Below are 23,666 nucleotides of genomic sequence, written 5' to 3'. Positions count from 1 at the left end.
TCATGTCCCATCCGAATCATCCGAACGACGACGACACCGAGGAACCGCGGGGCGGGCGGCCCGGACCGGTGGACGAGGGCGACAACGGCGGGATGGCGACCCGGGAGGTCGCCGACGATGTCGGCACCGAGGAGAACGCCCAGGAACCACCCGACTGAGTCGGGACTTCAATCGGGCGGGCCGCTCGGCGGCGACGGACCACGCGAGCGCGGCACCCCAGTCGTGGCCGACCAGATGAAAGCGCTCGACACCCGCCGCGGCACACGTCAGCTGTCATGCGAGCCGTGGCCTAAGCCGAACGCGCCACCGGGCGCGCACTCGGCGAGTAACCCCGCAGGTCCGGTGCCAGCACCCGATAGCCCGCCGCGGTAAGTGCGGGTGTCATCGCATCCCAGCAGTGGCGATCCTCCGGAAATCCGTGCAGCACCACCACGGTGTCCGCCGCTTCGCTGCCCGAGTCGGGCGGCGTATCGGTGACGTCGAAGACGAATCCTGCGTGCGTGAACGTGTCCATGTCCGTGCCTTCCCCTGACTGTGCGCGAACAAGTCACCGCCGCGAGCGTCAGGAGCCTTGTCCCCGGCGCGCTTCCGCCCTCTCCCCTGCCTCGTCCTCTCGCCGGCTGTCGTCGTGACGGGTGTCGCCGGATTCTTCCTCACCCGTGCCCGGAAAGAAGTGCCGCACGATCCGGTCGACGAGGAAGCCGAGGACGATCGCGCAGGCGATGCCGATCACGGCGGCCAGGAGTGGCTGATCGCGCAGCCAGCGCCCGAACGCACTGGCGATCGCCACCGAATACACCGCCCAGCTGACACCACCGATCACCGTCAGCGGCACGAATTTCCGGCGAGGGTATTCGGTGGCCCCGGCCGTCATGTTGACGGCGATGCGACCGACCGGGATATAGCGGCCGGTGATGACCAGCAGGGCCGCTCGTTTGTCGAGCATGCCGCGCGCCCAGTCGAACGCCCGCCGGATCTTCGGCTTGCGCATCCACGCGAACCGATCCGTGCCGATGGCGCGGCCGATCGTGTAGGCGAGGTTGTCGCCGATGATCGCGCCGACCGCGGCGGCGAGAATCAGCAGCCACACCGAGGGTTTCCCGGTCGAACTGCCGATGGCGGCCAGCGCGGCGATCACCGATTCGCTGGGGACCGGGGGGAAGAACGCGTCGACGATGCAGACGCCCAGCAGCGCGAAATACACCCACGGCGACCCGGCCGCGCCGGTGACGAGATCCTGCAGTTGGTTCATCCCATCGACACCTTCCTGGTCTTCTGGCGAGTGCCCAGGATCGCGTCCCCGAACCCGATCCGGCCGAGGGCGCACTCGGGTGGCGAGCGACCCGCTCATCGCCCCAGCGGGACCCTCGCCACCACCGCGGTACCAGCTTGAGGTTAGGCTAACCAATGTGATTGGGAGCACACAGGGGACTCGGCCGGGACGATCTGTACGACAGCGAGCCGATCCGGCCGCACCGCACAGCCAGGGCGCGGCGAGCACGGCGCCCACCCGCGACGGGCGCCGGCTGTACTACATGCATCGGCCGGGGCGGAACGAAAACCGTTCGCCCTTGGTCGTTTTCGAGAGCGGACTCGCCTGCACCCGCTCGTACTGGGCGGCGGTGCAGCGAGAATTCGACGACTACGCGGCGACCGTCGTCTACGACCGCAGCGGTCTCGGCCGCAGCGCCCCCGACACCGCGCCGCGCGGACTCCGGCGCCTGGCCGACGACCTCGTGGATCTGCTCGACCACCTCACCGAGCGCTTCACCGCACCGCGGCTCGTACTGGTCGGCCACAGCTGGGGCGGCCCGATCGTGCGAGTCGCCGCCGCGGACCGACCGGACCGAATCGTGGGCACGGTGCTGGTCGATCCCACCGACGAATTCTGCGACGATCTGTTCACCGCGGCGTCGCGCCGGGCGGCCCGGACCGGGCAGCGGCTCAGCGCCGCACTCGCACGTCTCGGCGCATTGCGACTGGCCTATCGCGACGTCCTCGCCGCGCTGCCCGCCGATGCCCGCGCCGACTTCCGCGCCGAGGGCTTCACGGTCGCGGCGATGCGCACCCGCGCCGCCGAATTAGCCTGTCACACCACCGATCTCGAGCAGTTGCGTCACACCGACCCCGACCGACGCGAGCTCGCCGTCACGATCGTGTCCGCCGACTCGCCCTCCACCGGTATCTCGGCCCGCTCGCGTGCGGCGATCGACGCCGCGCACCGACGGCGGGCCGCACGCCCGCACGGCAGGCATGTCGTCGCCGAGCGATGTGGCCATATGGTGCCGACCCAGCGGCCCGGGTTGGTCGCCGCCGAAATAGTCCGGATCATCGAGGAATACGGGCCGGGCGGCCGAATCGTCCGGTGACATCCGGCAGCCGCGGGGTATGCCCGGATCAGAACGGATCCGCCGCGACACCGGGCTCCGAAAGGCCCGGTCGGAGGAGATGCCGATGGTTTCACACAGTGCCGCCGAGGCGTTGCCGGAATGGGAGGCCTTCGCCCGCGCCGTACAGTCGCGCCGGCCCGACGCGGGTACCTGGTGCGAAGGCTGGACCGTGCGCGATGTCCTGATCCACAACACCGGCAACGCGGAGGAGCTTGCCCGGGTGCTTGCCGCCCATGCGGCGGGCAGCCCGGTGCCGACCCGCGGTTTCGAGGAGCGGGAGGCGCCCTACCGCGCGATGCCGGACGCCGAGTTGTGGGCCGCGTTCGTGGACCGGTGCGAACAACTCGTCGAAACCGCCGAGGTGATCGACACGCTGTCTCCGCTGGAGGCGATCGGCTGGACCGGGCGAACCGTCGCCCCCGACTTCTTCCTCGAGCACATGCGTCAGGAGATGGTGTTGCACCGCTGGGATATGACCGGCGACGACGCGACGGCGATCGACATGCTCATGCAGCCGTGGATAACTCGCCACAGTGTGCGCGACGTCGGCCTCCCGTTGCTCGCGCGCGGCAGCAGGGATATCGATTTCGGCCCCGAGGGCCGCATCGAGGGCCGATTGCGCGCACCGGGTACCGACGACGTCCTGGTCGTCGCCGAGCCGGACGGCAACTCCATCGAGTTGGTGCCGCCGCACGGGCAGGCGACGGTGGAAAGCGATCCGGCCGTGCGCGCGCTGTTCCTGTGGGGCCGCCGCCCCGCCGATCCGACGCGCTGGCACAGCAGCGCCGGCCCCGAGGAACTGGGCCGGCTGCGCGCGCTGCTCGCCGGATACTGAATCCCCGTCCATCGGCCGGCGCCGTGCCGGGATTGCGCACCGCGGGGGCGGGTAGTCCGCGGAGATGGGTGCCGCAACCGATGTCGCCGTGGTCGGAGCCGGAATCGTCGGCCTGGCCACGGCTCACGCACTACGCCGAGCCGGGCTCTCGGTCACTGTGTACGAGTCGGGCCGGCCCGGCGGCGGTCAATCGGCCGGTCAGTCCCGGATCTTCCGCCACGCCCACACCGATCCCCGGCTGGTCGAGATGGCGGTGGCCGCCCGTCGCATCTGGCGCGAGTGGGAAAGCGACTTCGGCACCGAACTGATTTCGCGGGACGGGGCGGTCGCGCTCGGGGCCGGCGTCGCGGACAAGCTGGAGATCCTGCGGCGGACGCCCGGAGTCGATGCCCGCAGTATCGACGCGGAGGAGCTGGCGACCCGGCTGCCACCGCTGGCCGACTACGACGGCCCGGCCATGCTGGACGCGACCGGCGGCTCCATCCGCACCGTCGCCGCGATCGACGCACTCACCGATCGGTTGCGCGATGCGCTGGTCACCGACCACGTCCTCACGCTGCGGCACACCGCCGCCGGGACCGTCGAAGTACGCACCGGCACAACCTGTTCGGAATTCGGCAGCGTCGTCGTCTGTGCGGGCCGCGGTACCGCGCCGCTGGCCCGGTCACTCGGCCTCGCCCTGCCGGTCCAGGTGTCAGCGCACGTCCGGGTGACCTTCCGCCCGCGATCGGCGCCGCCCACCACACTCGCCACACTTCAGGACAGCAGCGGCGCATTCGGCGAAACCGGCATCTACGCCGCCGCCTTCCCCGGCAACACGCAGTACGGGCTCGGACTGAGCGATTCCGTGCCGAGCAGCGACGGCGGATCGGTCGATCCCGCGGCTCTGGCCGGGCTGGCCGACCGCGCCGCCGGCTACGTCTGCCGCGCACTCCCCGGACTCGCACCCGAACCGGACGGCTATGTGCACTGCTGGGTGACCCGGCTGCCGTGGGGTGAGGACGGTCTGGCCGCCTGGCAGGACGGCGCCGCCACCTTCCTCGCCGGGCACAATCTGTTCAAACTGGCCCCGGTCCTGGGCGCCACACTGGCCGACAGCATCACCACCGGACAACCCGCCGCCACCGTGCACCCGTCGCGGCGCCTCGGCGATCCCGCCGCCGACCGGTAGAGCACTACCGTCGAAAGTACTTAAGCGCGACAGATTCCCGGTCGCCCGGAACTCCATAACTTTGTGGTCGGAACGTCACCACCACGAAGGAGAATCCCGTGAGCGACATCAACGACCTGGTCGAACGCTACCTCGCCGTCTGGAACGAGACCGATCCCACCGCCCGCGCCGCGCAGATCGCCGACCTGCTCACCGACGACGCCGAGTACACCGATCCGCTGGTGTCGGTGCGCGGTCACGCCGGCCTCGACGCGGCCGTCGCCGCGGTCCAGCAGCAGTTCGCCGGACTGGAATTCGGTCTCGGCGGCCCGATCGACAGCCACCACGGCATCGCCCGCTTCACCTGGCACCTGGGCCGGCCCGGTGAGGAGCCGCTGGTGATCGGATTCGACGTCGCCGTGCTCGGTGACGACGGCCGCATCCGCCAGATCCTCGGCTTCCTCGACAAGGTGCCCACCGGCGCCTGATCCCTCCCCGACACTTCTCTCCCCTCCCAGAAAAGGACCGGTCATGTACTTCACCACCACCGACGGAACCACCCTCGCCTACGAGGACTACGGCACGGGCGAGCCGATCGTCTTCGTCGCCGGCGCCATGCTCAACACCGAGATGTGGGAGTACCAGATTCCGTACTTCACCGATCGCGGCTACCGCTGCATCGCCCTGGACCGGCGCGGCCACGGCCGCTCGGATCGCCCGTCCACCGGCTACGACATCGACACCACCGCCGACGATCTCGGCGCCCTGCTCGATCATCTCGACCTGCACGACGTCACCCTGGTCGGGCACTCCACCGGCGGCGCGGAGATCGCCCGGTATCTGGCCCGCCACGGTGAAAGCCGCGTCGCCCGAGTGGTTTTCCTCGCGGCGATCCTGCCCTTCATGAAGGCCACCGACGACAACCCCGACGGCATCCCGGAGGCGATGCTCGACGCGCTGCTGGACAGTGTGCGCACCGATCGCGGCCGGTGGCTGGCCCGCCAGTCGCAGATCTACTTCAACACCCACCTCAACCCGGACGTCTCGCCGGAACAGGTCGACGTCACCTACCGTCAGTGCCTGTCCACCGCGCCGTGGGCGACGCTGCACATGCAGCAGGCGGTCTTCCACTGCGACAACCGGGAAGCGTTGCGCGGCATCACGGTTCCCGCGCTGATCGTGCACGGCGCCCTGGACTTCTCCGCACCCGCCGAGGTCACCGGCCGGCGCACCGCCGAACTGATGCCGAAGGCCGTCTACAAGGAGTACCCGACCGCCGGTCACGGCCTCTACACCTCGCACGCCGCCGAGTTCAACAACGATCTCCTGGAATTCGTCAAGGGCTGAGCGAAACCCTTTGTCCCGCAGCACAATCCCCGAGGAACACCCATGTCCACACCCACCCTGCTCGCCTCCGGCACCCGCCCGGCGAGCGCACCACCCGCACGCGCCACCCTGCTCGTCCTGCTGGCCGGGATCTTCATGGCCACTCTGGATTTCTTCATCGTCAACGTCGCGATCCCCGATACCCAGGCCGACCTGCACGCGAGCAGCGCCACCATGCAGTGGGTGGTCGCCGGCTACGGCCTCGCGGTCGCGGCCGGACTGATCACCGGCGGGCGACTCGGTGACCTGTACGGCCGCCGCCGGCTCTACGGCCTGGGCATGGCGGTGTTCACCGTCGCATCGCTGGCCTGCGCGCTGGCCGCGGGCGCCGGCGAACTGGTCGTCGCCCGGATCGCGCAGGGCGCCGGGATGGCGCTGCTGATGCCGCAGGTTCTGGGCATCATCAGCGTGGTGTTCACCGGCGCGCGCCGAGTGCGCGCCTTCGCCGCCTACGGGCTGGCGATGGGCCTGGCCGCGGTCTTCGGCCAGCTGATCGGCGGGCTGTTGATCCAGGCCGATCTGTTCGGACTGGGCTGGCGCACCATCTTCTGGATCAATGTGCCGGTGGGTGCGCTCACCCTCGCGGTGCTGGCCCGGCTGGTTCCCGAATCACGCGGAGACGGCGGCACCCGGCTGGACCGGCTCGGCGTCGGCCTGATCGCGACCGCTCTGGTGGCTGTGGTGTTGCCGCTGATCCAGGGCCGGGAACAGGGCTGGCCGCTGTGGACGTGGATCTCACTGGCCGCCGCGGCCGTGCTGGTCGCCGTCTTCGTCGCCGCGGCACGGCGATCGGCGGCCCGCGGCGGGGAGCCGCTGGTGAATCCCGCCCTGTTCGCCGAACGCTCGTTCGCGGTCGGTTCGATCATCGCGCTGAGCTACCAGATGACCATGGGATCGTTCTTCCTGTTCCTGGCGCTGTATCTGCAACAGGGGCGCGGCCTGTCGGCCCTGGGGTCGGGCCTGCTGTTCCTCGCGCTGGGCGCGGCGTACCTGTGCACCTCGATGCTGTCGGAGCGAGTGGCGGCACGGATCGGGCGGCAGGTCGTCGCCGTCGGGGCGATGCTGCAGGCCGGCGGATATCTGCTCCTCGCGCTCACCGCGCACGAACTCGGCGGCAGCGGTTCGGTGCTCGACCTGCTGCCGGCGATGATCGTCGCGGGGGCGGGGATGGGCCTGGCACTGGTGCCGATGCCCGGCATCGTGCTGGCGGGCGTGACGCCGGAGCACGCGGCCGCCGCGGGGGGCGTGCTGGCCACCGCACAGCAGGTCGGTGGCGCGGTCGGGATCGCGGTGGTCGGCATCGTCTTCTACGACCGGCTCGCAGCGCCCGGCGGATTCGTCCCGGCGTTCGTCGCGAGCCTGGTGCCGATGGCGCTGCTGTGCCTGCTCACCGCGGTGCTGGTGCAACTGCTCCCGTCGCCTCGCCTCCGCAAGTAGACACTCGCTGCCCCCGGTGTTCGCCACCGGGGGCAGCGGCATGTCCGCATCCGTCAATGCAGTTGCTCCGCAATGGTTTTCAGCTCGCCGCGCGAGGTGACCCCGAGTTTCGGGTACGCCTTGTAGAGGTGGTAGCCGACGGTGCGATGACTGAGGAACAACTGGGCGGCGATATCGCGATTGGACAGGCCCTGGGCGGCGAGGCGAGCGATCTGCAATTCCTGCGGGGTGAGTCCCGTTACCGCGGGCGGTCGCGAATCCGATGGTGTGCCGGGCCCTCCCGGGGCGGCGCCGGTCGCGACGAGCTCGGTGCGAGCGCGTTCGGCCCAGGGGCGCATGCCGATTCGCTCGAACATGTCCAGCGCCTCGGCCAGCACCGTTCGCGCCTCGCTCTTGCGGCGGGCCCGGCGCAACCATTCGCCGTAGAGTTGCGCGGTGCGGGCGTATTCGACCGGCCGCGCCTCGCGGTCGTGCAGCCCCAGCGCCCGTGTGAAATGCGCTTCGGCGCTGTCGTCATCGGACAGCAGTGCACGGCAACGCAAGACGAGCGCCGCGGCCCACGGCTGCCGGACCGCCTCGGCCCAGTCGGCGAGCCGATCGGCGTGGGGTTCGGCCCGGCCGGCGGCGCCGACCCGCACCGCCGCCTCGACCAGATCGGGTATCGAGCGCATCGCGCACAGGTGATGGCGCAGCGGGTCGCGGGTCAGCCGCTCGAAGCGCGACAGCGCGGATTCGGCTCGGCCCGAACCGAGTTCGAGCAAACCCAGCGACCAATGCGCCCACGCCGCACCGGGCGAGACGGAACCCGGTGTGCTGTCGGCGAGCCCCGCCTCGGCGTACTGCCGGCACCGCTGCTCGTCGCCCTCGGCGGCGTGAATATGCGCGAGGACGCTGCTGAGCTGGCTGACCCATTGGCGCTGGCCCAGATCTTCGGCCAGCCGCAGCGCCTCGGCCGCGGTGGTTCGCGCATCGCGCAGACGACCGGTGAAGATCTCCACTTCGGCGGCGAAGAACAACGTGGTCGGCAGGCGGCCCGCGGCACCGGCGCTGCGATAGTCCCGGGTCAGCGCGTCGGCCGGACCGTAGACGGCGGCATCCTGGCCGCTGGCCAGCGCCACGCCGCACAGCATCAGCCGCACCTGATCCGGTATCGGTCCGCGCCGCGCGGATTCTTCCAGCGTTTGCGTCAATTCCGGTGGCGCACCGGCGGTGTCGCGAGGATCCAGAACGCTCGCCATATAGGTCACGACCGGACGCAGGGGATCCGTGTCGGCCAGCGACACGGCGGTCAACTGCGCCACGCAGTCGCGGACATGCTGTTCGCCCAGGTACCAGCCGGTGTGCAGGGCCTGGACGAGCATGGTCGCCGCCAGCGTGGGATCGCGGTCGGCGACCTGCGCGGCGCCGTCGCGCAGCAGGGCGTCCGCCTCCGCGAAACGGCCCTGCCAGAAGTGCGCGAGACCTTCGACATGCGCGAGGCGAGCCCGCAATTCGATTGTCGCACCGGCTCTTCCGACCGCACGGCGGGCGAGCCCCGCGGCGCGCTCCAGATCGCCCGCGTTCAAGGCGGATTGGGCGGCCAGCGCCTCGCGGTGCGCGCGCAGTCCGGGCTCCGCGGTGAGCCGGGCGGCGCGTTCGTAGGCCGCGGCGGCCGCTTCGTGCCCACTGCGGGCGAGCGCACGCGCGGCCGTATCCTCCAGGGCCGCGGCCACTTCCGCATCCGGGCCGGTGGCCGCGGCGGCGGCGTGCCAGGCGCGGCGGTCGGCGTCGGCGGGACCGTCGAGCGCGGCCGCCAGTGCGCGGTGCGCGGCCACTCGCTGTCCCAGCGGAGCCCGCTGGTACACGGCGGCCCGGATCAGCGGATGGCGGAAGGCGATCGTCTCCGCCGTCTCGCCGCGCACCAGCAGTCCTGCCTCCTCGGCCGGGGCCAGATCGTCGATTCCGGCGCCGACGGCGGCCGCGGCGCGCAATACCGCCGACAATTCGCCGGACTCCTCGGCCGCGACGATCAGCAGCACGTCCTGCGTCGACTTCGGCATCCGGCTCACCTGGCCGTGGAAGGCCAGCTGCAAGCGATCGGTCAACGCCAGCGCGGCGGGATGGGCCGCGCCGGGCCCCTCGCCGCGGGTGGCATCGGCCAATTCGAGCAATGCCAGCGGATTGCCCTGTGCCTCGGCCAGGACCTGCCGGCGTACCCCGGCGGGCAGTGCGCGACGGCCGAGCAGCGCGGCGGCGGCCTCGGAGTCGAGCCCGGCGATGCGGCGTTCGGGCAGATCGGCGGCCCGGGCGAACGCGGCACCGTCGCGGGCGGCGAGGATGATCACGACTCCCTCGGCGTACAGCCGCCGGGCGGCGAACAGGATCGTGTCCAGTGAGGCACGGTCGAGCCACTGTGCGTCGTCGATCAGGCAGACCAGCCCGGTCTCGCCGGCGTATTCGGTGAGCAGCGACAACACCGCCAATCCGACCAGCATCGCATCGCCGCCGGGATCGTCGCCCAGGCGCAGGGCCGCCTCCAGCGCCGCCCGCTGGCGCACCGGCAGGGCGGGCAGATGTGCCAGCGCCGGCCGCAGCAGCAACTGCAGTCCGGCGAACGGAAGTTCGGCCTCGATTTCCACCCCCGCGCCGCGCAGCACCCGCAGGTCGCCGCTGAGGTCGGCGGCGTGGTCGAGCAGGGCGGTTTTACCGATTCCGGGTTCGCCGCGCAGGACCAGCCAGCCGCTCTCTCCCGCGCGGGCCCGGTCCAGCAGGGCGGCGATCGCCGCGGTATCGGCCGCGCGCCCGTACAGCTCAGCCATGGGACCGCGGGGTGGCGGCCGCCACGAAATGGATCACGAACACCGGACCGATGATCGCATACCGCGCATCACCGGTATTCCCACGTGCGCGCCTCCCGCCGCGGCCGCCGGTTCGACAGCAGAATGCAGCTCATGAGCGATTGGAACACCGCGATCATCGAGGAATTTCGAGCCAACGAGGGCCGCGTCGGCGGCGATTTCGAGGGCGCGCCGATGGTGCTGGTGCATCACCGCGGCCGCAAATCCGGCCGCGAACTGGTGACACCGATGATGTACCTGGCCGACGAGGAGAACCCCGACGCCATCTACATTTTCGCGTCCAAGGCCGGGGCTCCGACCAATCCGGACTGGTACTACAACCTGACCACCGCCGGGTCGGCGGAGATCGAACGCGGCACCGACCGCTATCCGGTATCGGTGACCGAGGTGACCGGTGAGCGCCGCGACCGGATCTTCGCCGAACAGGCCCGCCGCTATCCCGGATTCGCCGGCTACGCCCGCAAAACCGAAGGCATCCGCACCATTCCGGTGCTGGAACTGCGACGCGCATGACCTGTCCGGTACTCGTCCGCGGCTGCGGACGAGTACCGGCCACCGCCGATCAGGCGGATTCGCGCACCGACTCCGTCGAAACAGCTTCCTCGTCAAGGGATTGCGCGCGTGCGGTCCGCTCGAGCACGGCCAGCGCGACGGCCGCGAGCGCCCCGATCGCGGCGAAGCCACCCCACACCAGCGCGTCGAGTCCGGCCGACCGCGCGGCGTCGACCACCACGCCGGTGACGAGGTTGCCGGTCAGGATCCCGACTCCGACCACCGTGTTGTACAACCCGTAGTGCGTGGCCACGAGTGCGCCGCCGGACAGCGAGACCACCGTATCCATTTCGAACGGGAAGACCGCCGCGGTTCCGACCGCCAGAATCGCCGCCGACATCAGCAGCGCCGCAACGGCAGCCACCGTGCCGAACGGCCGCGGCCCCGGTATCAGCAGCAGCGGCAGGAAGGACGCGGCCAGCACGCCCATGCCGGCCACGAGACCGCGGCCGGTCCCCCACCGGCGGCGAAACCATGCGGTGATGCGCAGCTGCCCGGCCACCGCGACCACCCCCGACACCACGAACAACGCCGAAGTCAACGCCTGCGCGTGGGCGGGGCTCAGATATTCGGCCTGCAACGGCAGCGCCAGATAGACCTGGAAGGACAGCACGTACGAGCCGATCATCGCGACGGCGAAGGCCAGGAATCGCCGGTTGGCGAGTACGGTCCGCCAATCCTCGAGCACCGTCGTGCGCGCCGCGGGATCGCCCGCCCGCCGCGGCGGCAGCGCGAACAGTTGCGCGAGCGTCAGCACGGCGAAGACGACGGCGGCGGCCGCGGCGGTCACCCGGAAGTCGGTGACCAGCAGGGCGAGCCCGGCCAGCGGACCGACGAGGATACCGGCCTGATAGAAGATGTTGAAGACCGCGAATGCCTCGACCCGGCGTTCACCGGTCTCCGCGGCCAGGTACGCGCGCACCGCCGGATTGAACAGCGCACCAGCGAAACCCGTTGCGGCCGAGGCGATCAGCAGCATCGGCAGGGAGGTGGCGAAGATCAGCAGGGCGAATCCCGCCGTGCGCAGCAGACAGCCCGCCACGATGAGCGGCTTGTACCCGAGCCGGTCGGCGAGCGTGCCGCCGACGAGGAACATGCCCTGCTGGGAGAAGTTGCGCACGCCCAGCACCAGCCCGACCGCCCACGCCGCCAGACCGATCGGCCCGGCGAGATATCCGGCCAGGTACGGCATGAGCATGTAGAAGCCCAGGTTGATGCCGAACTGGTTGATCATCAGCAGCCGAGCCGCCGGGTCGAAGCTGCGGAATCGGGCGAACAGACTCATGCGGCGGGCTCCGGGTCGAAGGTGCGGGGGTCGACGACGGTGGTGCAGCGAGTCCACGAGGTCACCACTCGCTCGGCGGGATGGCCGATCGTGTCGGGTTCGACGGGTGGATCGGCATCGAGCAGACCGTGTTCGTCGCAGTAGGCGTCGTTGTAGACGGTGTCGGCGTAGCGATGCGGCCCGTCGGGAAAGACCGCGGCGATCCGGGTGCCGGTGTCGTGCACGCGCGCGGCCCAGCCCGCCACCAGCGCCACCGCGCCGACACTCCAGCCGCCGCTGGCGTGATGGGTGGCGGCCAGTGTCCGGCAGGCCCACACCGCCTCGGCCGGTGCCACCCAATGGATTTCGTCGAAGGCGGCGTAGTCGACGTTGCGCGGATGGATGCTCGAGCCCAGCCCACGCATGAGGCGCGGCCCGGCCGGCTGGCCGAAAATCGTCGAGGACACGGTGTCGACGCCGATCAGCCGCAGCCGCGGATTGTTCCGGCGCAGCACCCGCGCCACGCCCGCGGAATGCCCGCCGGTCCCGACCGCGCACACCAGCACATCGACGCGGCCCAATTGCTGCACCATTTCCAGGGCCAGCGATTCGTAGCCGTCCACATTGTCGGGATTGCTGTACTGGTCAGGACTCCAGGCCTCCGGTTCGGCGGCCAGTAGCGCCGCGACCCGGTCGCGTCGCGCCTGTTGCCAGCCGCCGGCCGGATGCGGCTCGGTGACCGTCTCCACCTGCGCGCCGTAGGCCCGCAGCAGTCGCACCACCATCGGTTCCATGCCGGGGTCGGTGACCACGGTCACCGGATGCGCATACACCATCCCCGCCAGCGCAAGACCCAATCCCAAGGTGCCGCTCGATGATTCGACGATGCGCGCACCGGGGCGCAGGTCGCCGCGATGTTCGGCGCGGCGCACCATGTGCAACGCCGGGCGGTCTTTCATACCGCCCGGATTGGCGCCTTCGAGCTTGGCCCAGAAGCCGCGGCCGCGACCGCTCAGCGGTTCGCCGATCCACAGCACCGGTGTATTGCCCACCAGTCCGCGCGGACGCTGCGCCGGGATCGGTGCTGCCGGAATCGGCTGTGGGTGGTCGAGCACGATGTCGTCCATGACTGTCGCTTTCGGTGTCTCCGCCCGGTGCGGGCGGTACGGATGCGGGCAGCGGACACCGGCCGCCGGCATGAGGGCCGGCGGCCTGTCGCTGACCGATCAGCGGCGGGCGATACCGAAATGCGTCAGAATGTCGCGACCGGTGCGCGGCGGCGGGCCCGGCGGTCCGCGCACGGCGGGCGCGAGAAAATGCGACGTGGCGGCGGTGGCGGGCTCCGCCGCAGCCCACAGCTGACCCGGTGGCCAGAGTTTCGCCGGATCGGCCGGGAGCACCGAGTCCAGCACCATGTGCCGGTCGTGCGCACAGCAATCGTCCCAGGCGGGCAGATGGGAACCGAGGTGGACGAGTGCCGATTTCGCGGCGGCGGAGGAGGCAGCGGCACCGGATGTCTCCGCCTCGGCGACCGTGCAATCGGTGTGCAGCGCGACGAGAGTGAGGAGGAAGACGAAGATCAGGGCCGCGACACCTCGCCGCGGCCGGGGCACGGGCCGGGTCGGACACCGATCCACCAACCCAGCCTCCTCACCGCGAGTGTCTTTGCCGCACAACACCTTCGCGCGGCGCTGCCGAACACCGAACCGGTGGCCGTCCCAGCAATGGGGACCGCCACCGTAGCCTCGTTTACGTCTACTACTTATGTACGTAACTAGTAGATCATAGCCGTCGAGAAGGCGGGCGCCGCCGCCGAAGCGACACCTCGCAATATACCCCTAGGGGGTAGAAATACCAACTACCGGGAAGCGGCTGCGCTCACTTCGTCTCGTCGCGCGACTTCTCCGAAAGTCTGGAACCGAGTGTTTTCAAACCGGCCCGGATACGGGCCTTCGCGGTAGGCAGCGGGATACCCAGATCCTGCGCCACCTCCGGATAGGTGCGACCACCGTAGAAGGCGAGCAGGATCGCCTCCCGCTGGCGATGACCCAGCCGGTGCACCTCCCCCGCGACCGACCGCTCGTCGAGCCGCTGCGTCACCTCGTCGAACACCACATCACATTCCGGCTGATACTGATTGCGGCCGAACGCGCGCTCCCGGTCCGCCAGCGATTGCTCCGAGCGCACCCGGTCGACCGCACGCCGGTGCGCGAACATCATCAGCCAGGCCATCGGGCTGGCCCGCCCGGCGTCGTATTCGCCGGCCGCGGCCCACGCCTGCAGATAGACCTCCTGGCTCACCTCCTGAGCCAATCCGGGGCTGCGCAGAATAGCGGTCAACCGTGCCATCAGACGGGAATTGGTGCTGCGATAGAAGGCGGCGAAGGATTCGGCGTCCCCGGCCGCGGACTTGTGCAGCAAGGTAGCCAGCTCCGCTGCGGTGATGGTGGTCGAACTACTCTGACGGTAACGCTGATCGATGTCCATCGCACACCGTTTCGTTTCGCGGGATAGTCGTTACCTGCGGTGAGAATCGGCTTCATTGCCGAACCGCCCTGTTCAATCCTTGCGCCACCGAGCGCCGATGCTCGCGGCCGAACGCGTGATACCCGATCCGAACCGCCGGAACCGGCGGACCGGTGCCGTCACATTCAACGACATATCTAGCATCGAGAGATGAGTGCCAGATGTTAACCACAAAAATGGAACAATCTCGAGAACGTCGGAATTCCGCGATCGGAGCAGCCGCGGCGACCGAAATTCCCGAGGGCTTCTCGGGCTCCGCCTCCGGCACCTCCGCGAGGCGCGAATCCGAGCCCGAGAGTTTTCACACCCGCCCGACGCCGTACCGCGAAGACCGTGCCCGAACCCGGGCCGGCGGCTGAAGACATCGCGGTGTGCGGGTCCCGACAGCCGCGTAGGCCGGATCATCGATCCGGCCTACGCTGTCGAGTCCGTCGTGGCGATTCGGGTCAGCGACCGCCGTGGCTGTGCTGACCGCCGGCCTGCTTGGCCGCGGTCGGCTGCGCCTGAGCGCCCTTGCGCCCGGCTTCGTGCGGATCGGCGGCGTTGCGCTGGCCGAAGCTACCCGTGCTGGCCTGTCCGCCGCGACGAGCCTGTTCCTCGGTGTCGCTGCGGTTGCCGAACTGTCCGGGATTGTTCCGGTCGGCCATTGCGGACCTCCTTCGCAGTAGGGACTTCTTCGATCGCGACCGGCGTACTGCCCGGCCACATCAGAGGCTCTACCCGGGCCTCCCGAGGCTATGCGCCGAGATCTCGACCGATTGCGAAAGCACTGGTCGGACGCGGAAATATCTTGCGGCACGACGCAATTCGGACACCAAGGCCGAGGACCGCAGCCGCGATCACGCGGCGGCCGGGTCGAGCACCACCTTCACCATGCCGTCGGCCTTGCGCTGGAAGTCGTGATACACCCGCGGCGCCTCCGACAGCGGAAGCCGATGGGTGGCAAAGGTTTCCACCCCCAGCGGATCACCGTCCTGCAGGAGCGGAAGGATGTCACCCACCCACCGCTTGACGTTGGCCTGACCCATCCGCAGCTGAATCTGCTTGTCGAACAGGATGCGCATCGGCAACGGGTCGGCCATCCCGCCGTAGACCCCGGACAACGAGATCGTGCCGCCGCGCCGCACGATGTCGATGGCGCTGTTCAATGCCGCGAGCCGGTCCACACCGACGGTATCCATCAGCTTCTGCGACACCATCGCCGGAAGATAGCCGGCCGAGCGCTGCGCCAATTCCGCGACCGGTGATCCGTGCGCCTCCATACCCACCGCGTCGATCACGCTGTCGGGGCCCCGCCCGTCGGTGCGGTCGCGGATCACATCCCCGATCGAGGCGCCGATCTGTTCCATATCGACCACCTCCACACCGCGATCGGCCACCCGGCGCAATCGTTCCGGCACCCGGTCCACGCCGATCACGCGGTATCCGCGATGGGCGGCGATCCGGCACGCCATATCCCCGATCGGCCCCAGCCCCAGCACCGCCACCGAGCCGCCGTCGGGCACGCCGGCGTATTCCACTGCCTGCCACGCCGTCGGCAGTACATCCGACAGATACAGGAAGCGGCTGTCGTCGGGACCGGCCGGAATCGGGATGTGGGTGAAATCGGCGTGCGGAACCCGCAGGTACTGTGCCTGCGCGCCCGGCACCTGCCCGTAGAGCTTGGAGTATCCGAACAGGGCTGCGCCGCTGCCGTATTCGCGCACCTGGGTGGTCTCGCACTGCGTCGGCAAACCGGTATCGCACATGACACAGTGCCCGCAGGCGATCTGGAACGGCACCACCACCCGGTCACCCACCGACAGCGACCGCACTTCCGAGCCGACGTCGACCACCACCCCGATCGGCTCGTGGCCGAGGACATCACCGGCACTCATGTACGGGCCGAGCACCTCGTAGAGGTGCAGATCCGACCCGCACACACCCGAGGAGGTCACGGCGATGATGGCATCGGTCGGTTCCTCGATCCGCGGGTCGGGTACCTCGTCCACCGAAATCTTGCGGCGGCCCTGCCACGTCACTGCTTTCATCGTGTCACCTCGATCTGCATGTGTGCTGGATACGGCCACCGTCGGCCTACCCGCCGCCCGGATGGCCAAACGAACGGGCGCGCCGCCGACGGTTTGCGGCAGGCGATTGGGGGCACGCGGAGCACATGGCTGGAAACGAATCCGACGAAGACCTGCTCACCTCGACCGAGGGACTGGACTCCGACGATGTGGGCAACGACGACGGCGACGAGATCGTGGAACCGCCCGACGACTGGTCGGGCGTCGACAGCTACGGCATGACGGCCGGCGAGCAGCGCACGGAACGGCCACTCTCCCAACGTCTGGCCGAAGAGGAACCCGATGTGGGGACCAGGCCGCCGGCCGAGCCGGCGCTTCCGGAATCCGGTGCGACCGAAGGCCTGGATTCGATCCGCACCGGATCACCCGGCGGCGCGAGTGACACCGATGCCGTAGAGGAGATCGTGCGGCGCGAATCCGGCACCGACGACGATTCCTACTTCCCGCTGCCCGACGAGTAGCGGCTCACCCGGGGGTGGCGGCGATCGCGGGCCCGGTCACGTCGTGCAGCGCACGGCTGACCGCGCTCACGACCGTCGAATGGATCGGCAGTTGCCGGGTCACCGAATCCAGTTCGGCGATCCGCATGATCGTCCGGGACTGGGTGACCAGGCACAGATGCACGCCCGCGGACCGGTAATCCTCCGCCTCGCGGGCCAGCGTCAGCAGGGCGCGCCAAGACAAGAAGCTCAGGCAATTGGTGTCGATCACCACGATGCGCATACCGCTCTCGGCGGCGGACCGGATGCGTTCGCACCATCCGGACATCGTGTAGCTGTCGGCCTCACCGCGGAACGACAGCACCAACGCCGGGCCGCGAGTGCGCACAACTGCGGACAGGCGCGCTTCGGCAACGTGAGAGGTGCCGGGTTCACCGGCGGGGGTTACGGGTCGTACTTGGGCGCTCGAGCTCATTGAGGTCTCCAACCGGAGCCGAGGGCAACGGGCGCGAGCCCGCTGCGGGCGTCCTACCACATGAAGACCGACCCGCCCTACCTTCATAACAGAGACACAGCGGTCTGTACAGCCGAAACGGCATAAGCCCAGCTCCAGCGCATGTGCCGCGAGCGCCGCGGAACGCGGCGAGGCCCGGACCGGGCGCATCTGCTGCACCGGTCCGGGCCCCGGAAGGAGGAGTTGTGCCGGACGAGATCAGTGATCGAAGGCGTCCTTGACCTTCTCGCCCGCGTCCTTCAGGTTCGACTTGGTCTGATCGGCCTTGCCCTCGTTCTTCTTGTCCGGATCGCCGGTGGCGGCACCGAGCTTCTCCTTCGCCTGGCCGGCGGCGTCCTCGAGCTTGTTCTTGGCCTTATCGATGGCACTCATACCGTGCTCCTTCCGAATTTGCCGGACCACCCGCACGATGCGGGTCGCATTGATGGCGATAACCACGCAGATGCGGGTCAAACATGTGGCCGATCGTGGCGAAGATCCACTCCGAACGCCGTTTGTCCGGGGCGGGAACGGTTATTCTCCGACCGTGCCTCTGCCGGTCGTGGTGGGAGAGTGAAATGGTGCGTACTACCTACGCGGTGCTGCGGGCCGGACGGATCGCGCCGTGGACCCGCTCGCCGCTGATGCGCCGCGCCGACCGCTTCGAACAGGCGCTGCGGCTCGCGCTGGTGGTGGGCGCGTTCGCCGCGATCCTGCTGGCCGTCGCCGCCGGCACCGCCCAGTATCGGGCCGAGCTCGCCTCGATCCACGCGGAGAATGCCACGAAAACCGCTGTGACAGCGGAGGTTACGAGCGATCCGATCCGGATGCCGGCACCCAGCGGTATGTTCGCCGATCAGCTCCGCGCCGAGGCGCAGTGGAGCCGCGACGGGCAACCGGGCCAGGCGATGGTCGACGTCGACGGCACCACGCATCGCGGCGATCGGATCCCGTTGTGGCTCACCACCCACGGTGCTCCGACCACACCGCCGGTCGCCGACGACGCCGCGGTCGCCAAGGGCATCGCCACCGGCACGGCCGCCCTGCTCGCCTGCTGGGCGCTGGCCTACGCGCTCGCCCGAGGCGCCGGTTACGCACTGGATCGGCGCCGGGCCGGCGAATGGGAACGCGAATGGCGGCGGATCAGCCCGCACGTGGGACACGGGCATTCCTGAGCGCCGACGTCGGCCGAAGGCCGTCGCACGTGTTGCCTCAATCCGGCAGTCGGCGCATCTCGATCAACGTCAGCCCCAGGGCATCGATGCGGGCCAGTACGCTGCGCATCGCGGTGTAGTCCTCGAGCGGGCCGAACAGCGCGGTGGTGCCGGGCGCGGCCACGCTACTGCGGGCCAGTTCGGGAAATTCGGCGCAGATGTCGCCGGACAGCTCCCCGGCGACGATGAATTCGTAGCGCACCGCATCGCCTCTCGATCCCCTGTGCCGTGCGGTGGGCGCAGGCACCCTGTCGTCACCGCGGCTCAGGCCAGGGCGCGGCTCTTCAGCTGCTCGAACTCCTGCGCGGTGATCGTGCCCTCGTCGAGAAGCCGTTTGGCGTCGGCGATCTGGGTGGCCGAATTGGTTCCGGCCACCTCCTTGATGTAGGCGTTCTGCGCCTCCTCGGCCTCCTTCGCCGGCCGGGCCGAACGCTGCGCCATGCCGCCGCCACGCACGATCAGGTAGACGAGCGAGGTGAGCAGCGGCAGCACGAACAGGAACACCACCCACACCGCCTTCACCCAGCCCGACGTGCCGCGATCCCGGAACAGATCGGTGAAGATCCAGAACAGCAGTATCAGATACGCGGCGAACGCGAAACTCATGATGATCAGCCAGAACACATCCCACACGGGCATGACGTCTCCTCGATGACAGCGTCCGGCTTCCTCCGAACGGCTTCCCGCGACCGTGCTTCCACCGGGGCAGCCACCACCGCGGTACACCGACCAGTTCACGCCGCGGACCCCGTGCGGCGCCTCACCCGTTGCGGGTGAGCTCGTGCGCGACGCCACCGGACTCGAGGGCCGGACCGTTCACCGGCGATCCGTTCAGCCTTCGCCGGGCAGCTCGGTGAGGAAATCTGTTACAGCGCGCCATATTTCCTCGTGCGGTGCACCGTGCTGGGTCAGATCCCCCAGATCTCGCACCTTGTCGACGACGTGTCGTATCCGGACGAGCGCGACGGGATCCTGCTCCCAGTGTTCCCGGTCGACTCGCAGGGTTGCGACCAGCAGGTCACCCGGAAACAGATCGCCCGCGAGCAGCGGATCCCAGTTCAGCCGGACCAGCACGCGCGGCAGCAGTACGCCGACGCCTACGCGTTGCTGCAGAAGGCAGCGCATATCCTCGACGGTCAGATCGCCGATCGGCTTGCGCCGCAGTTCGTCGACGGTGCGCATCAGGACGGTCGCATCCGCCGGCAAGGCCGGCCACGCGTCGTCTTCGAACTGGTCCACCGACAGGTCCTCGTCGGCATCCGCGCACACCGTCCACCTCCCGGCTTCGTGCCGGAAGAACAGGACGGCGACGTTGTCCGGTGCGTGGGTGATGCGCGCGAGGGCCACATCGCCGTAGACGCGGATACCGGATACCTCGAAAGCGGGCGCACCGATCGGATCGACCGGCGGCCCGTCGTAGTCCGGATCGGACACGTCGTCCAGGAATTGTTCGGCTTCTTCGGCGCACATCAACGCCGCCATCTCGCGAGGAATCCCGCGCTCGGTCGCCACCCAGAACTCGGTGATCAGCTCCGAGATCACAGACGCGTCGTCCACCGAAGATCTCATGCCGATATCCTGCCCCGAATCGCCGACCGGACTCCTGCCCGTGATGGGAAACCCCCACGCCGCTGGCTCACGGCGGCGACGCGAGCGGCGCCACCGCGAACCACAACATTCGTCCTGTCGACGCTATCGGCGCCGCCCGCTCAGGTAGTCCGACACCACTGCCGCGCCCAGGCCGTCGAGATCCGGGGCGATGACGCGGCCGCCGCTGCGGCGGGCCATCAGGTCGACGAACGCCGCGAGCCTGGGGTTTTCGCCGAGGATGAACACCGAGACCGACGCACCGAGCTTCGCGAGGACGTCGACCTGGGCCATGGTGACCGCGAGGGTCCGCGAGTCGGGCGGCCAGTTGAAATACGAGCTGCCGTCGGGTTCCAGGTGGGCGGTGGGCTCGCCGTCGGTGACCACCAGGACCACCGGCACCGCGTCGGGGTGGCGGCGCAGATGGCGGGCGGCGAGCAACAGGGCGTGGTGCAGGTTGGTGCCCTGTTCCCAGACCGCCTCCAGGCCGGTCAGTTCCGCGATGTCGACCGTGGTGGCGTGGCGGCCGAAGGTCACGACTTCCAGTGCGTCGGAACGGAATCGGGTGCTGATCAGCTGATGCAGCGCCAGGGCGGTCCGCTTCATCGGCAGCCAGCGTCCGTCCTGCACCATCGACCACGACGTGTCGACACAGAGGGCCACCGCCGCGCGGGACCGCTGATCGGTTTCGGTGATCTCGACATCCGAGACCGACAGCGATACCCGGCGGCTACCCGTCGACGCCGACCGAAGAACCGCGTTGCGCACGGTCTTCGACACATCCCACGGTTCGGTGTCGCCGAAGCGCCACGGCCGCGTCGCGCCCGTGGGTTCGCCGGCCGCCCCGGCCGTCACCGTCGCCCGCTGGCCGCGCTCAGCGCGCAACCGCCCGATCACATCGCGCAGCGCCACCTCGCCGAGACGGCGTAACGCCTTGGGCGTCAAGCGAAGCGACCCGTCGGGGGCGCGTTCGAACAGACCCTGGCGGCGCAGTTCGCGTTCCAGCTCGGCCAGCCGCGCGGCGTCGACGGCGGCGTCGGCACCGAGCTGACGGGTGAGGGCGTCGAGGTCGATATCCTCGAGCCGGGCGCCGGGATAGGACTGGCCGAGTTGTTCGGCCAGCGCGTCCATTTCGGCCAGATCCTGCATCGCCTGTGCGCCCTCGCCGAGACCGAGCGGGTCCTGGCCCCGGAACCGCTGACCCGAATCCCAATCCTCACCCGGACGCAGCGCGCGCAGCGCGGCATCCAGCGCCGAAACCTGTTCGGCGATACGCGGATCGCCGAAGGCCTGGCCGATCAGTTCGCTCAACTCTGCCTGCTGCTGCGGCGAGAGCGAATTCATCATCCGCTGCGCGGCGGCCGCCCGCGCCGCCAGCGCGTCGATCAATTCCTCGGTGTTGCGGGGGTTTTCGGGAAAGAACTCGCCGTGTTCGGCCATGAACTCCGCGAACTGGCGCTCGGCGTTCTCCCCGCGGGCGTGAGCGGCGAGCAGCTGGTTCAGATCCGACATCATCTGCCGCACCCGCTCGACATCCTCGGGCGTGGCATTCTCGAGCGCCTGCTTCATTCCCTGGAAGCGGGAGTCGAGCAGTTCGCGGCCGAGCAGTTCCCGTATCCGCTCGTAGTTGGCGCGCCCCGTCTCCGAGCGCCACTGGTAGTCGGCGAGTTCGGTCACCGCGGCGGCGGTACTCGACGGCAGCGCGTCGAGTTGTGCCTCGGCGAAGCGAGCATCATCGGCCGGGTCGGGGAACAGCGCGGTGCGTTCGGCCTCCAATGCCTGGTCGAGCAGTTCCCGCACCTGCTGCAAGGTGCCGTCGAGGCGGTGCTGCCGGGTGAGCTCGGCACGGCGTTGCCACAACCGCCGGGTCAGCTCGTCCAGCCCGGGCGTGCGGCCGGTGCCGCGGCGCAGCAGCTCCTCCAGGGCGGTGCGCGGGGAGCTGCCGTCCATCACGTCGCGGCCGATGGAATCCAGCGCCTCCCGGAGATCGACCGGCGGCGCCAGCGGGTCGGGACCGTCGTGATAGGGGCCGTAGGAGTAGCGGTCGGGGGTCGTCATGAGCCGTAGGTCGCTGTGCCGTCGTCGGAATCCTTGGCCAGCTGACGACTCAAATACAGTGACTCCAAAGCGAATTCGACGGCCGCGGCGATACGCGCCGGCGAATCGGTGGACTGGGTGCCGAGCCGCTCGGCCACCCGCGCCAGCACCGGCAGCTCGGGCAGCGCCGAGAGCACCTCCTGGCCCGGCACCCGTTCGCCGGTGGTGACCGGATGGCCGGCGCTCACCGCCTCGGCCAGCGGTCGCAGATCCACCCCGGCCAGCCGCCGGCGTGCCGTCTCGGCGAAGGCGCGCCGCAGCAGATGGGTGAGGTGCTCGGTTTCGCGGCCCTCCTCGCCGGATTCGAATTCCACCTTGCCGCGCAGCACCGCGGGCACCGACTCCAGGTCCACCGGGCGGGCGACGGCGGGATGTTCACCGGTCAGCGCGGTCCGGCGCAGTGCGGCGGCGGCCACGGTCTCGGCAGCCGCCACCGCGAAGCGCGCCGAGACACCGGAACGCTGATCGACCGCCGGCGATTCCCGCAGCTGGCGCACGAAGCGGGCCAGAACCTCGAGCAGCGGATCGCCGACCTCGGCGACCAGCTCGGCCTCCTGGCGCACCAGCGCGGTCTCGGCCTCCACGTCGAGCGGATAGTGGGTGCGGATCTCGGCGCCGAACCGGTCCTTGAGCGGAGTGATGATGCGGCCGCGGTTGGTGTAGTCCTCCGGGTTGGCGGTGGCGACCAGCAGCACGTCCAGCGGCAGCCGCAGCGTGTAACCGCGCACCTGGATGTCGCGTTCCTCCATCACGTTCAGCAGCGCGACCTGGATCCGTTCGGCGAGGTCGGGCAATTCGTTGATGGCGACGATGCCGCGGTGGGCGCGCGGGACCAGCCCGAAGTGGATGGTTTCCGGATCGCCCAGACTGCGGCCCTCGGCCACCTTCACCGGGTCGACATCGCCGATCAGGTCGCCGACCGAGGTGTCGGGCGTGGCCAGCTTCTCGGCGTAGCGTTCGCTGCGGTGACGCCACGCCACCGGCAGGTCGTCGCCCAGTTCGGCCGCGAGCCGCCGGCCCGCCGGGCTGATCGGCGCCAGCGGATGTTCGCCGAGTTCGGCGCCGTCGATCACCGGCGTCCATTCGTCGAGCAACCCCACCAGTGTGCGCAGCAGCCGGGTCTTGCCCTGGCCGCGCTCGCCGAGCAGGACCACGTCGTGGCCGGCGAGCAGCGCCCGTTCCAGTTGCGGGACGACGGTGCGGTCGAAGCCGACGATGCCGGGCCACGGATCGGTCCCGGATCGCAGTGCGGCGAGAAGATTCTCGCGGATTTCGGATTTCACCCCGCGCGGCTGATAACCGGCGGCGCGCAGTTCGCCCGCGGTGGCGGGCAGATGCTGAGGAACACTCACCCCAGCGACGCTACGACGATCTTGCGAGTCCGACAAC

At 69.7% G+C, this 23,666-nt stretch carries 26 protein-coding genes; 10 read left to right on the top strand and 16 right to left on the bottom strand.

The annotated features are described in order from the left end of the window. The first annotated feature begins 2 nt into the window (after window positions 1-2). Complete coding sequence (locus ACPCUW_RS29945; RefSeq protein ID WP_227463019.1) at window positions 3-158, top strand: hypothetical protein; 156 nt, start codon at window positions 3-5, stop codon at window positions 156-158. A 131-nt stretch (window positions 159-289) separates the two neighbouring features. Here the strand turns inward: ACPCUW_RS29945 and ACPCUW_RS29940 are convergent, their stop codons facing one another. Both ACPCUW_RS29940 and ACPCUW_RS29935 read right to left on the bottom strand, forming a co-directional pair. Then, window positions 290-514: an alpha/beta fold hydrolase gene (locus ACPCUW_RS29940; RefSeq protein ID WP_423428556.1), complete on the bottom strand. Its 225-nt coding sequence runs from the start codon at window positions 512-514 to the stop codon at window positions 290-292. A gap of 48 nt (window positions 515-562) precedes the next feature. Next, entirely contained in the window at window positions 563-1,252 is a 690-nt protein-coding gene (locus ACPCUW_RS29935) for a DedA family protein (RefSeq protein WP_051757078.1), read from the bottom strand. A 319-nt stretch (window positions 1,253-1,571) separates the two neighbouring features. On the opposite strand from ACPCUW_RS29935, the gene ACPCUW_RS29930 reads away from it, so the two are divergent. The 6 genes from ACPCUW_RS29930 to ACPCUW_RS29905 all read left to right on the top strand — a co-directional run bounded on the left by ACPCUW_RS29930 (window position 1,572) and on the right by ACPCUW_RS29905 (window position 7,198). Beyond that, a complete protein-coding gene (locus ACPCUW_RS29930; protein ID WP_423428554.1) occupies window positions 1,572-2,369 on the top strand; it encodes an alpha/beta fold hydrolase in 798 nt (265 codons plus the stop codon). 85 nt (window positions 2,370-2,454) lie between these two features. After that, on the top strand, window positions 2,455-3,225 hold the full coding sequence (locus ACPCUW_RS29925) for a maleylpyruvate isomerase N-terminal domain-containing protein (protein ID WP_064906966.1): 771 nt from the start codon (window positions 2,455-2,457) through the stop codon (window positions 3,223-3,225). Window positions 3,226-3,289: 64 nt separating this feature from the next. Beyond that, window positions 3,290-4,396 (top strand): NAD(P)/FAD-dependent oxidoreductase, encoded by a 1,107-nt coding sequence (locus ACPCUW_RS29920; RefSeq protein WP_063015761.1) that lies wholly within the window; start codon window positions 3,290-3,292, stop codon window positions 4,394-4,396. Window positions 4,397-4,494: 98 nt separating this feature from the next. Further along, on the top strand, window positions 4,495-4,863 hold the full coding sequence (locus ACPCUW_RS29915) for a nuclear transport factor 2 family protein (RefSeq protein WP_030518412.1): 369 nt from the start codon (window positions 4,495-4,497) through the stop codon (window positions 4,861-4,863). 43 nt (window positions 4,864-4,906) lie between these two features. Further along, complete coding sequence (locus tag ACPCUW_RS29910; protein WP_423428553.1) at window positions 4,907-5,722, top strand: alpha/beta fold hydrolase; 816 nt, start codon at window positions 4,907-4,909, stop codon at window positions 5,720-5,722. A 42-nt stretch (window positions 5,723-5,764) separates the two neighbouring features. Then, a complete protein-coding gene (locus ACPCUW_RS29905; protein ID WP_063015763.1) occupies window positions 5,765-7,198 on the top strand; it encodes an MFS transporter in 1,434 nt (477 codons plus the stop codon). A gap of 53 nt (window positions 7,199-7,251) precedes the next feature. Here ACPCUW_RS29905 and ACPCUW_RS29900 read toward each other — a convergent pair whose 3' ends face one another. Continuing rightward, the gene (locus ACPCUW_RS29900) at window positions 7,252-9,996 is read right to left on the bottom strand and encodes an ATP-binding protein (protein WP_423428552.1); all 2,745 of its coding nucleotides are present in this window, start codon (window positions 9,994-9,996) and stop codon (window positions 7,252-7,254) included. Window positions 9,997-10,119: 123 nt separating this feature from the next. Here ACPCUW_RS29900 and ACPCUW_RS29895 point away from each other — a divergent pair, with 123 nt between their 5' ends. Then, window positions 10,120-10,548 carry a nitroreductase family deazaflavin-dependent oxidoreductase gene (locus tag ACPCUW_RS29895; protein ID WP_063019192.1) on the top strand — a complete coding sequence of 143 codons (429 nt, stop codon included), beginning with the start codon at window positions 10,120-10,122 and terminating at the stop codon, window positions 10,546-10,548. 49 nt (window positions 10,549-10,597) lie between these two features. Here ACPCUW_RS29895 and ACPCUW_RS29890 read toward each other — a convergent pair whose 3' ends face one another. From ACPCUW_RS29890 to ACPCUW_RS29865, 6 genes are all read right to left on the bottom strand, one after another. After that, window positions 10,598-11,872: an MFS transporter gene (locus ACPCUW_RS29890; RefSeq protein WP_423428550.1), complete on the bottom strand. Its 1,275-nt coding sequence runs from the start codon at window positions 11,870-11,872 to the stop codon at window positions 10,598-10,600. Continuing rightward, window positions 11,869-12,978, bottom strand: a complete 1,110-nt coding sequence (locus ACPCUW_RS29885) for a PLP-dependent cysteine synthase family protein (protein WP_063032123.1) — start codon at window positions 12,976-12,978, stop codon at window positions 11,869-11,871. Before ACPCUW_RS29885 ends, ACPCUW_RS29890 begins: the two co-directional genes overlap by 4 nt. Window positions 12,979-13,077: 99 nt before the next feature. Next, the gene (locus tag ACPCUW_RS29880; RefSeq protein WP_423428547.1) at window positions 13,078-13,488 is read right to left on the bottom strand and encodes a hypothetical protein; all 411 of its coding nucleotides are present in this window, start codon (window positions 13,486-13,488) and stop codon (window positions 13,078-13,080) included. 241 nt (window positions 13,489-13,729) lie between these two features. Beyond that, window positions 13,730-14,338 carry a sigma-70 family RNA polymerase sigma factor gene (locus ACPCUW_RS29875; protein WP_063019167.1) on the bottom strand — a complete coding sequence of 203 codons (609 nt, stop codon included), beginning with the start codon at window positions 14,336-14,338 and terminating at the stop codon, window positions 13,730-13,732. A gap of 485 nt (window positions 14,339-14,823) precedes the next feature. Next, on the bottom strand, window positions 14,824-15,024 hold the full coding sequence (locus ACPCUW_RS29870; protein ID WP_063019171.1) for a hypothetical protein: 201 nt from the start codon (window positions 15,022-15,024) through the stop codon (window positions 14,824-14,826). A gap of 192 nt (window positions 15,025-15,216) precedes the next feature. Beyond that, on the bottom strand, window positions 15,217-16,407 hold the full coding sequence (locus ACPCUW_RS29865; RefSeq protein ID WP_423428546.1) for a zinc-dependent alcohol dehydrogenase: 1,191 nt from the start codon (window positions 16,405-16,407) through the stop codon (window positions 15,217-15,219). A gap of 125 nt (window positions 16,408-16,532) precedes the next feature. Here ACPCUW_RS29865 and ACPCUW_RS29860 point away from each other — a divergent pair, with 125 nt between their 5' ends. Then, the gene (locus ACPCUW_RS29860; RefSeq protein WP_063019175.1) at window positions 16,533-16,907 is read left to right on the top strand and encodes a hypothetical protein; all 375 of its coding nucleotides are present in this window, start codon (window positions 16,533-16,535) and stop codon (window positions 16,905-16,907) included. 4 nt (window positions 16,908-16,911) lie between these two features. On the opposite strand, the gene ACPCUW_RS29855 is transcribed toward ACPCUW_RS29860, so the two are convergent. Together ACPCUW_RS29855 and ACPCUW_RS29850 are read right to left on the bottom strand one after the other, a co-directional pair. Next, window positions 16,912-17,361 carry an STAS domain-containing protein gene (locus ACPCUW_RS29855; RefSeq protein WP_423428544.1) on the bottom strand — a complete coding sequence of 150 codons (450 nt, stop codon included), beginning with the start codon at window positions 17,359-17,361 and terminating at the stop codon, window positions 16,912-16,914. Between the two features lie 237 nt (window positions 17,362-17,598). Continuing rightward, window positions 17,599-17,772, bottom strand: a complete 174-nt coding sequence (locus ACPCUW_RS29850) for a CsbD family protein (protein ID WP_030518399.1) — start codon at window positions 17,770-17,772, stop codon at window positions 17,599-17,601. 185 nt (window positions 17,773-17,957) lie between these two features. On the opposite strand from ACPCUW_RS29850, the gene ACPCUW_RS29845 reads away from it, so the two are divergent. Then, window positions 17,958-18,554, top strand: a complete 597-nt coding sequence (locus ACPCUW_RS29845; RefSeq protein ID WP_423428543.1) for a hypothetical protein — start codon at window positions 17,958-17,960, stop codon at window positions 18,552-18,554. A 37-nt stretch (window positions 18,555-18,591) separates the two neighbouring features. On the opposite strand, the gene ACPCUW_RS29840 is transcribed toward ACPCUW_RS29845, so the two are convergent. The 5 genes from ACPCUW_RS29840 to ACPCUW_RS29820 form a co-directional block, all read right to left on the bottom strand. Then, entirely contained in the window at window positions 18,592-18,795 is a 204-nt protein-coding gene (locus ACPCUW_RS29840) for a hypothetical protein (protein ID WP_030518397.1), read from the bottom strand. A gap of 62 nt (window positions 18,796-18,857) precedes the next feature. Further along, a complete protein-coding gene (locus tag ACPCUW_RS29835; protein ID WP_423428541.1) occupies window positions 18,858-19,232 on the bottom strand; it encodes a PLDc N-terminal domain-containing protein in 375 nt (124 codons plus the stop codon). 192 nt (window positions 19,233-19,424) lie between these two features. Next, the gene (locus tag ACPCUW_RS29830) at window positions 19,425-20,162 is read right to left on the bottom strand and encodes a contact-dependent growth inhibition system immunity protein (RefSeq protein WP_423428540.1); all 738 of its coding nucleotides are present in this window, start codon (window positions 20,160-20,162) and stop codon (window positions 19,425-19,427) included. Between the two features lie 123 nt (window positions 20,163-20,285). Next, window positions 20,286-22,238 carry a hypothetical protein gene (locus tag ACPCUW_RS29825; RefSeq protein WP_423428539.1) on the bottom strand — a complete coding sequence of 651 codons (1,953 nt, stop codon included), beginning with the start codon at window positions 22,236-22,238 and terminating at the stop codon, window positions 20,286-20,288. Further along, the gene (locus ACPCUW_RS29820; RefSeq protein ID WP_064906945.1) at window positions 22,235-23,629 is read right to left on the bottom strand and encodes an ATP-binding protein; all 1,395 of its coding nucleotides are present in this window, start codon (window positions 23,627-23,629) and stop codon (window positions 22,235-22,237) included. Before ACPCUW_RS29820 ends, ACPCUW_RS29825 begins: the two co-directional genes overlap by 4 nt. Window positions 23,630-23,666: the final 37 nt, after the last annotated feature.

The sequence above is a fragment of the Nocardia sp. AB354 genome, from assembly GCF_049538315.1.
GTDB lineage: Bacteria > Actinomycetota > Actinomycetes > Mycobacteriales > Mycobacteriaceae > Nocardia > Nocardia nova.
Note: the sequence above shows the minus strand (reverse complement) of the source record. Positions and strands in the feature narration are given on the sequence as shown.

Coding starts and splice junctions, on each gene's coding strand:
- ACPCUW_RS29945 (WP_227463019.1), top strand. CDS start 3: ATGTCCCATCCGAATCATCCGAACGACGACGACACCGAGGAACCGCGG.
- ACPCUW_RS29940 (WP_423428556.1), bottom strand. CDS start 514: ATGGACACGTTCACGCACGCAGGATTCGTCTTCGACGTCACCGATACG.
- ACPCUW_RS29935 (WP_051757078.1), bottom strand. CDS start 1,252: ATGAACCAACTGCAGGATCTCGTCACCGGCGCGGCCGGGTCGCCGTGG.
- ACPCUW_RS29925 (WP_064906966.1), top strand. CDS start 2,455: ATGGTTTCACACAGTGCCGCCGAGGCGTTGCCGGAATGGGAGGCCTTC.
- ACPCUW_RS29920 (WP_063015761.1), top strand. CDS start 3,290: ATGGGTGCCGCAACCGATGTCGCCGTGGTCGGAGCCGGAATCGTCGGC.
- ACPCUW_RS29910 (WP_423428553.1), top strand. CDS start 4,907: ATGTACTTCACCACCACCGACGGAACCACCCTCGCCTACGAGGACTAC.
- ACPCUW_RS29905 (WP_063015763.1), top strand. CDS start 5,765: ATGTCCACACCCACCCTGCTCGCCTCCGGCACCCGCCCGGCGAGCGCA.
- ACPCUW_RS29900 (WP_423428552.1), bottom strand. CDS start 9,996: ATGGCTGAGCTGTACGGGCGCGCGGCCGATACCGCGGCGATCGCCGCC.
- ACPCUW_RS29895 (WP_063019192.1), top strand. CDS start 10,120: ATGCAGCTCATGAGCGATTGGAACACCGCGATCATCGAGGAATTTCGA.
- ACPCUW_RS29890 (WP_423428550.1), bottom strand. CDS start 11,872: ATGAGTCTGTTCGCCCGATTCCGCAGCTTCGACCCGGCGGCTCGGCTG.
- ACPCUW_RS29885 (WP_063032123.1), bottom strand. CDS start 12,978: ATGGACGACATCGTGCTCGACCACCCACAGCCGATTCCGGCAGCACCG.
- ACPCUW_RS29875 (WP_063019167.1), bottom strand. CDS start 14,338: ATGGACATCGATCAGCGTTACCGTCAGAGTAGTTCGACCACCATCACC.
- ACPCUW_RS29870 (WP_063019171.1), bottom strand. CDS start 15,024: ATGGCCGACCGGAACAATCCCGGACAGTTCGGCAACCGCAGCGACACC.
- ACPCUW_RS29865 (WP_423428546.1), bottom strand. CDS start 16,407: ATGAAAGCAGTGACGTGGCAGGGCCGCCGCAAGATTTCGGTGGACGAG.
- ACPCUW_RS29860 (WP_063019175.1), top strand. CDS start 16,533: ATGGCTGGAAACGAATCCGACGAAGACCTGCTCACCTCGACCGAGGGA.
- ACPCUW_RS29855 (WP_423428544.1), bottom strand. CDS start 17,361: ATGAGCTCGAGCGCCCAAGTACGACCCGTAACCCCCGCCGGTGAACCC.
- ACPCUW_RS29850 (WP_030518399.1), bottom strand. CDS start 17,772: ATGAGTGCCATCGATAAGGCCAAGAACAAGCTCGAGGACGCCGCCGGC.
- ACPCUW_RS29845 (WP_423428543.1), top strand. CDS start 17,958: ATGGTGCGTACTACCTACGCGGTGCTGCGGGCCGGACGGATCGCGCCG.
- ACPCUW_RS29835 (WP_423428541.1), bottom strand. CDS start 19,232: ATGCCCGTGTGGGATGTGTTCTGGCTGATCATCATGAGTTTCGCGTTC.
- ACPCUW_RS29830 (WP_423428540.1), bottom strand. CDS start 20,162: ATGAGATCTTCGGTGGACGACGCGTCTGTGATCTCGGAGCTGATCACC.
- ACPCUW_RS29825 (WP_423428539.1), bottom strand. CDS start 22,238: ATGACGACCCCCGACCGCTACTCCTACGGCCCCTATCACGACGGTCCC.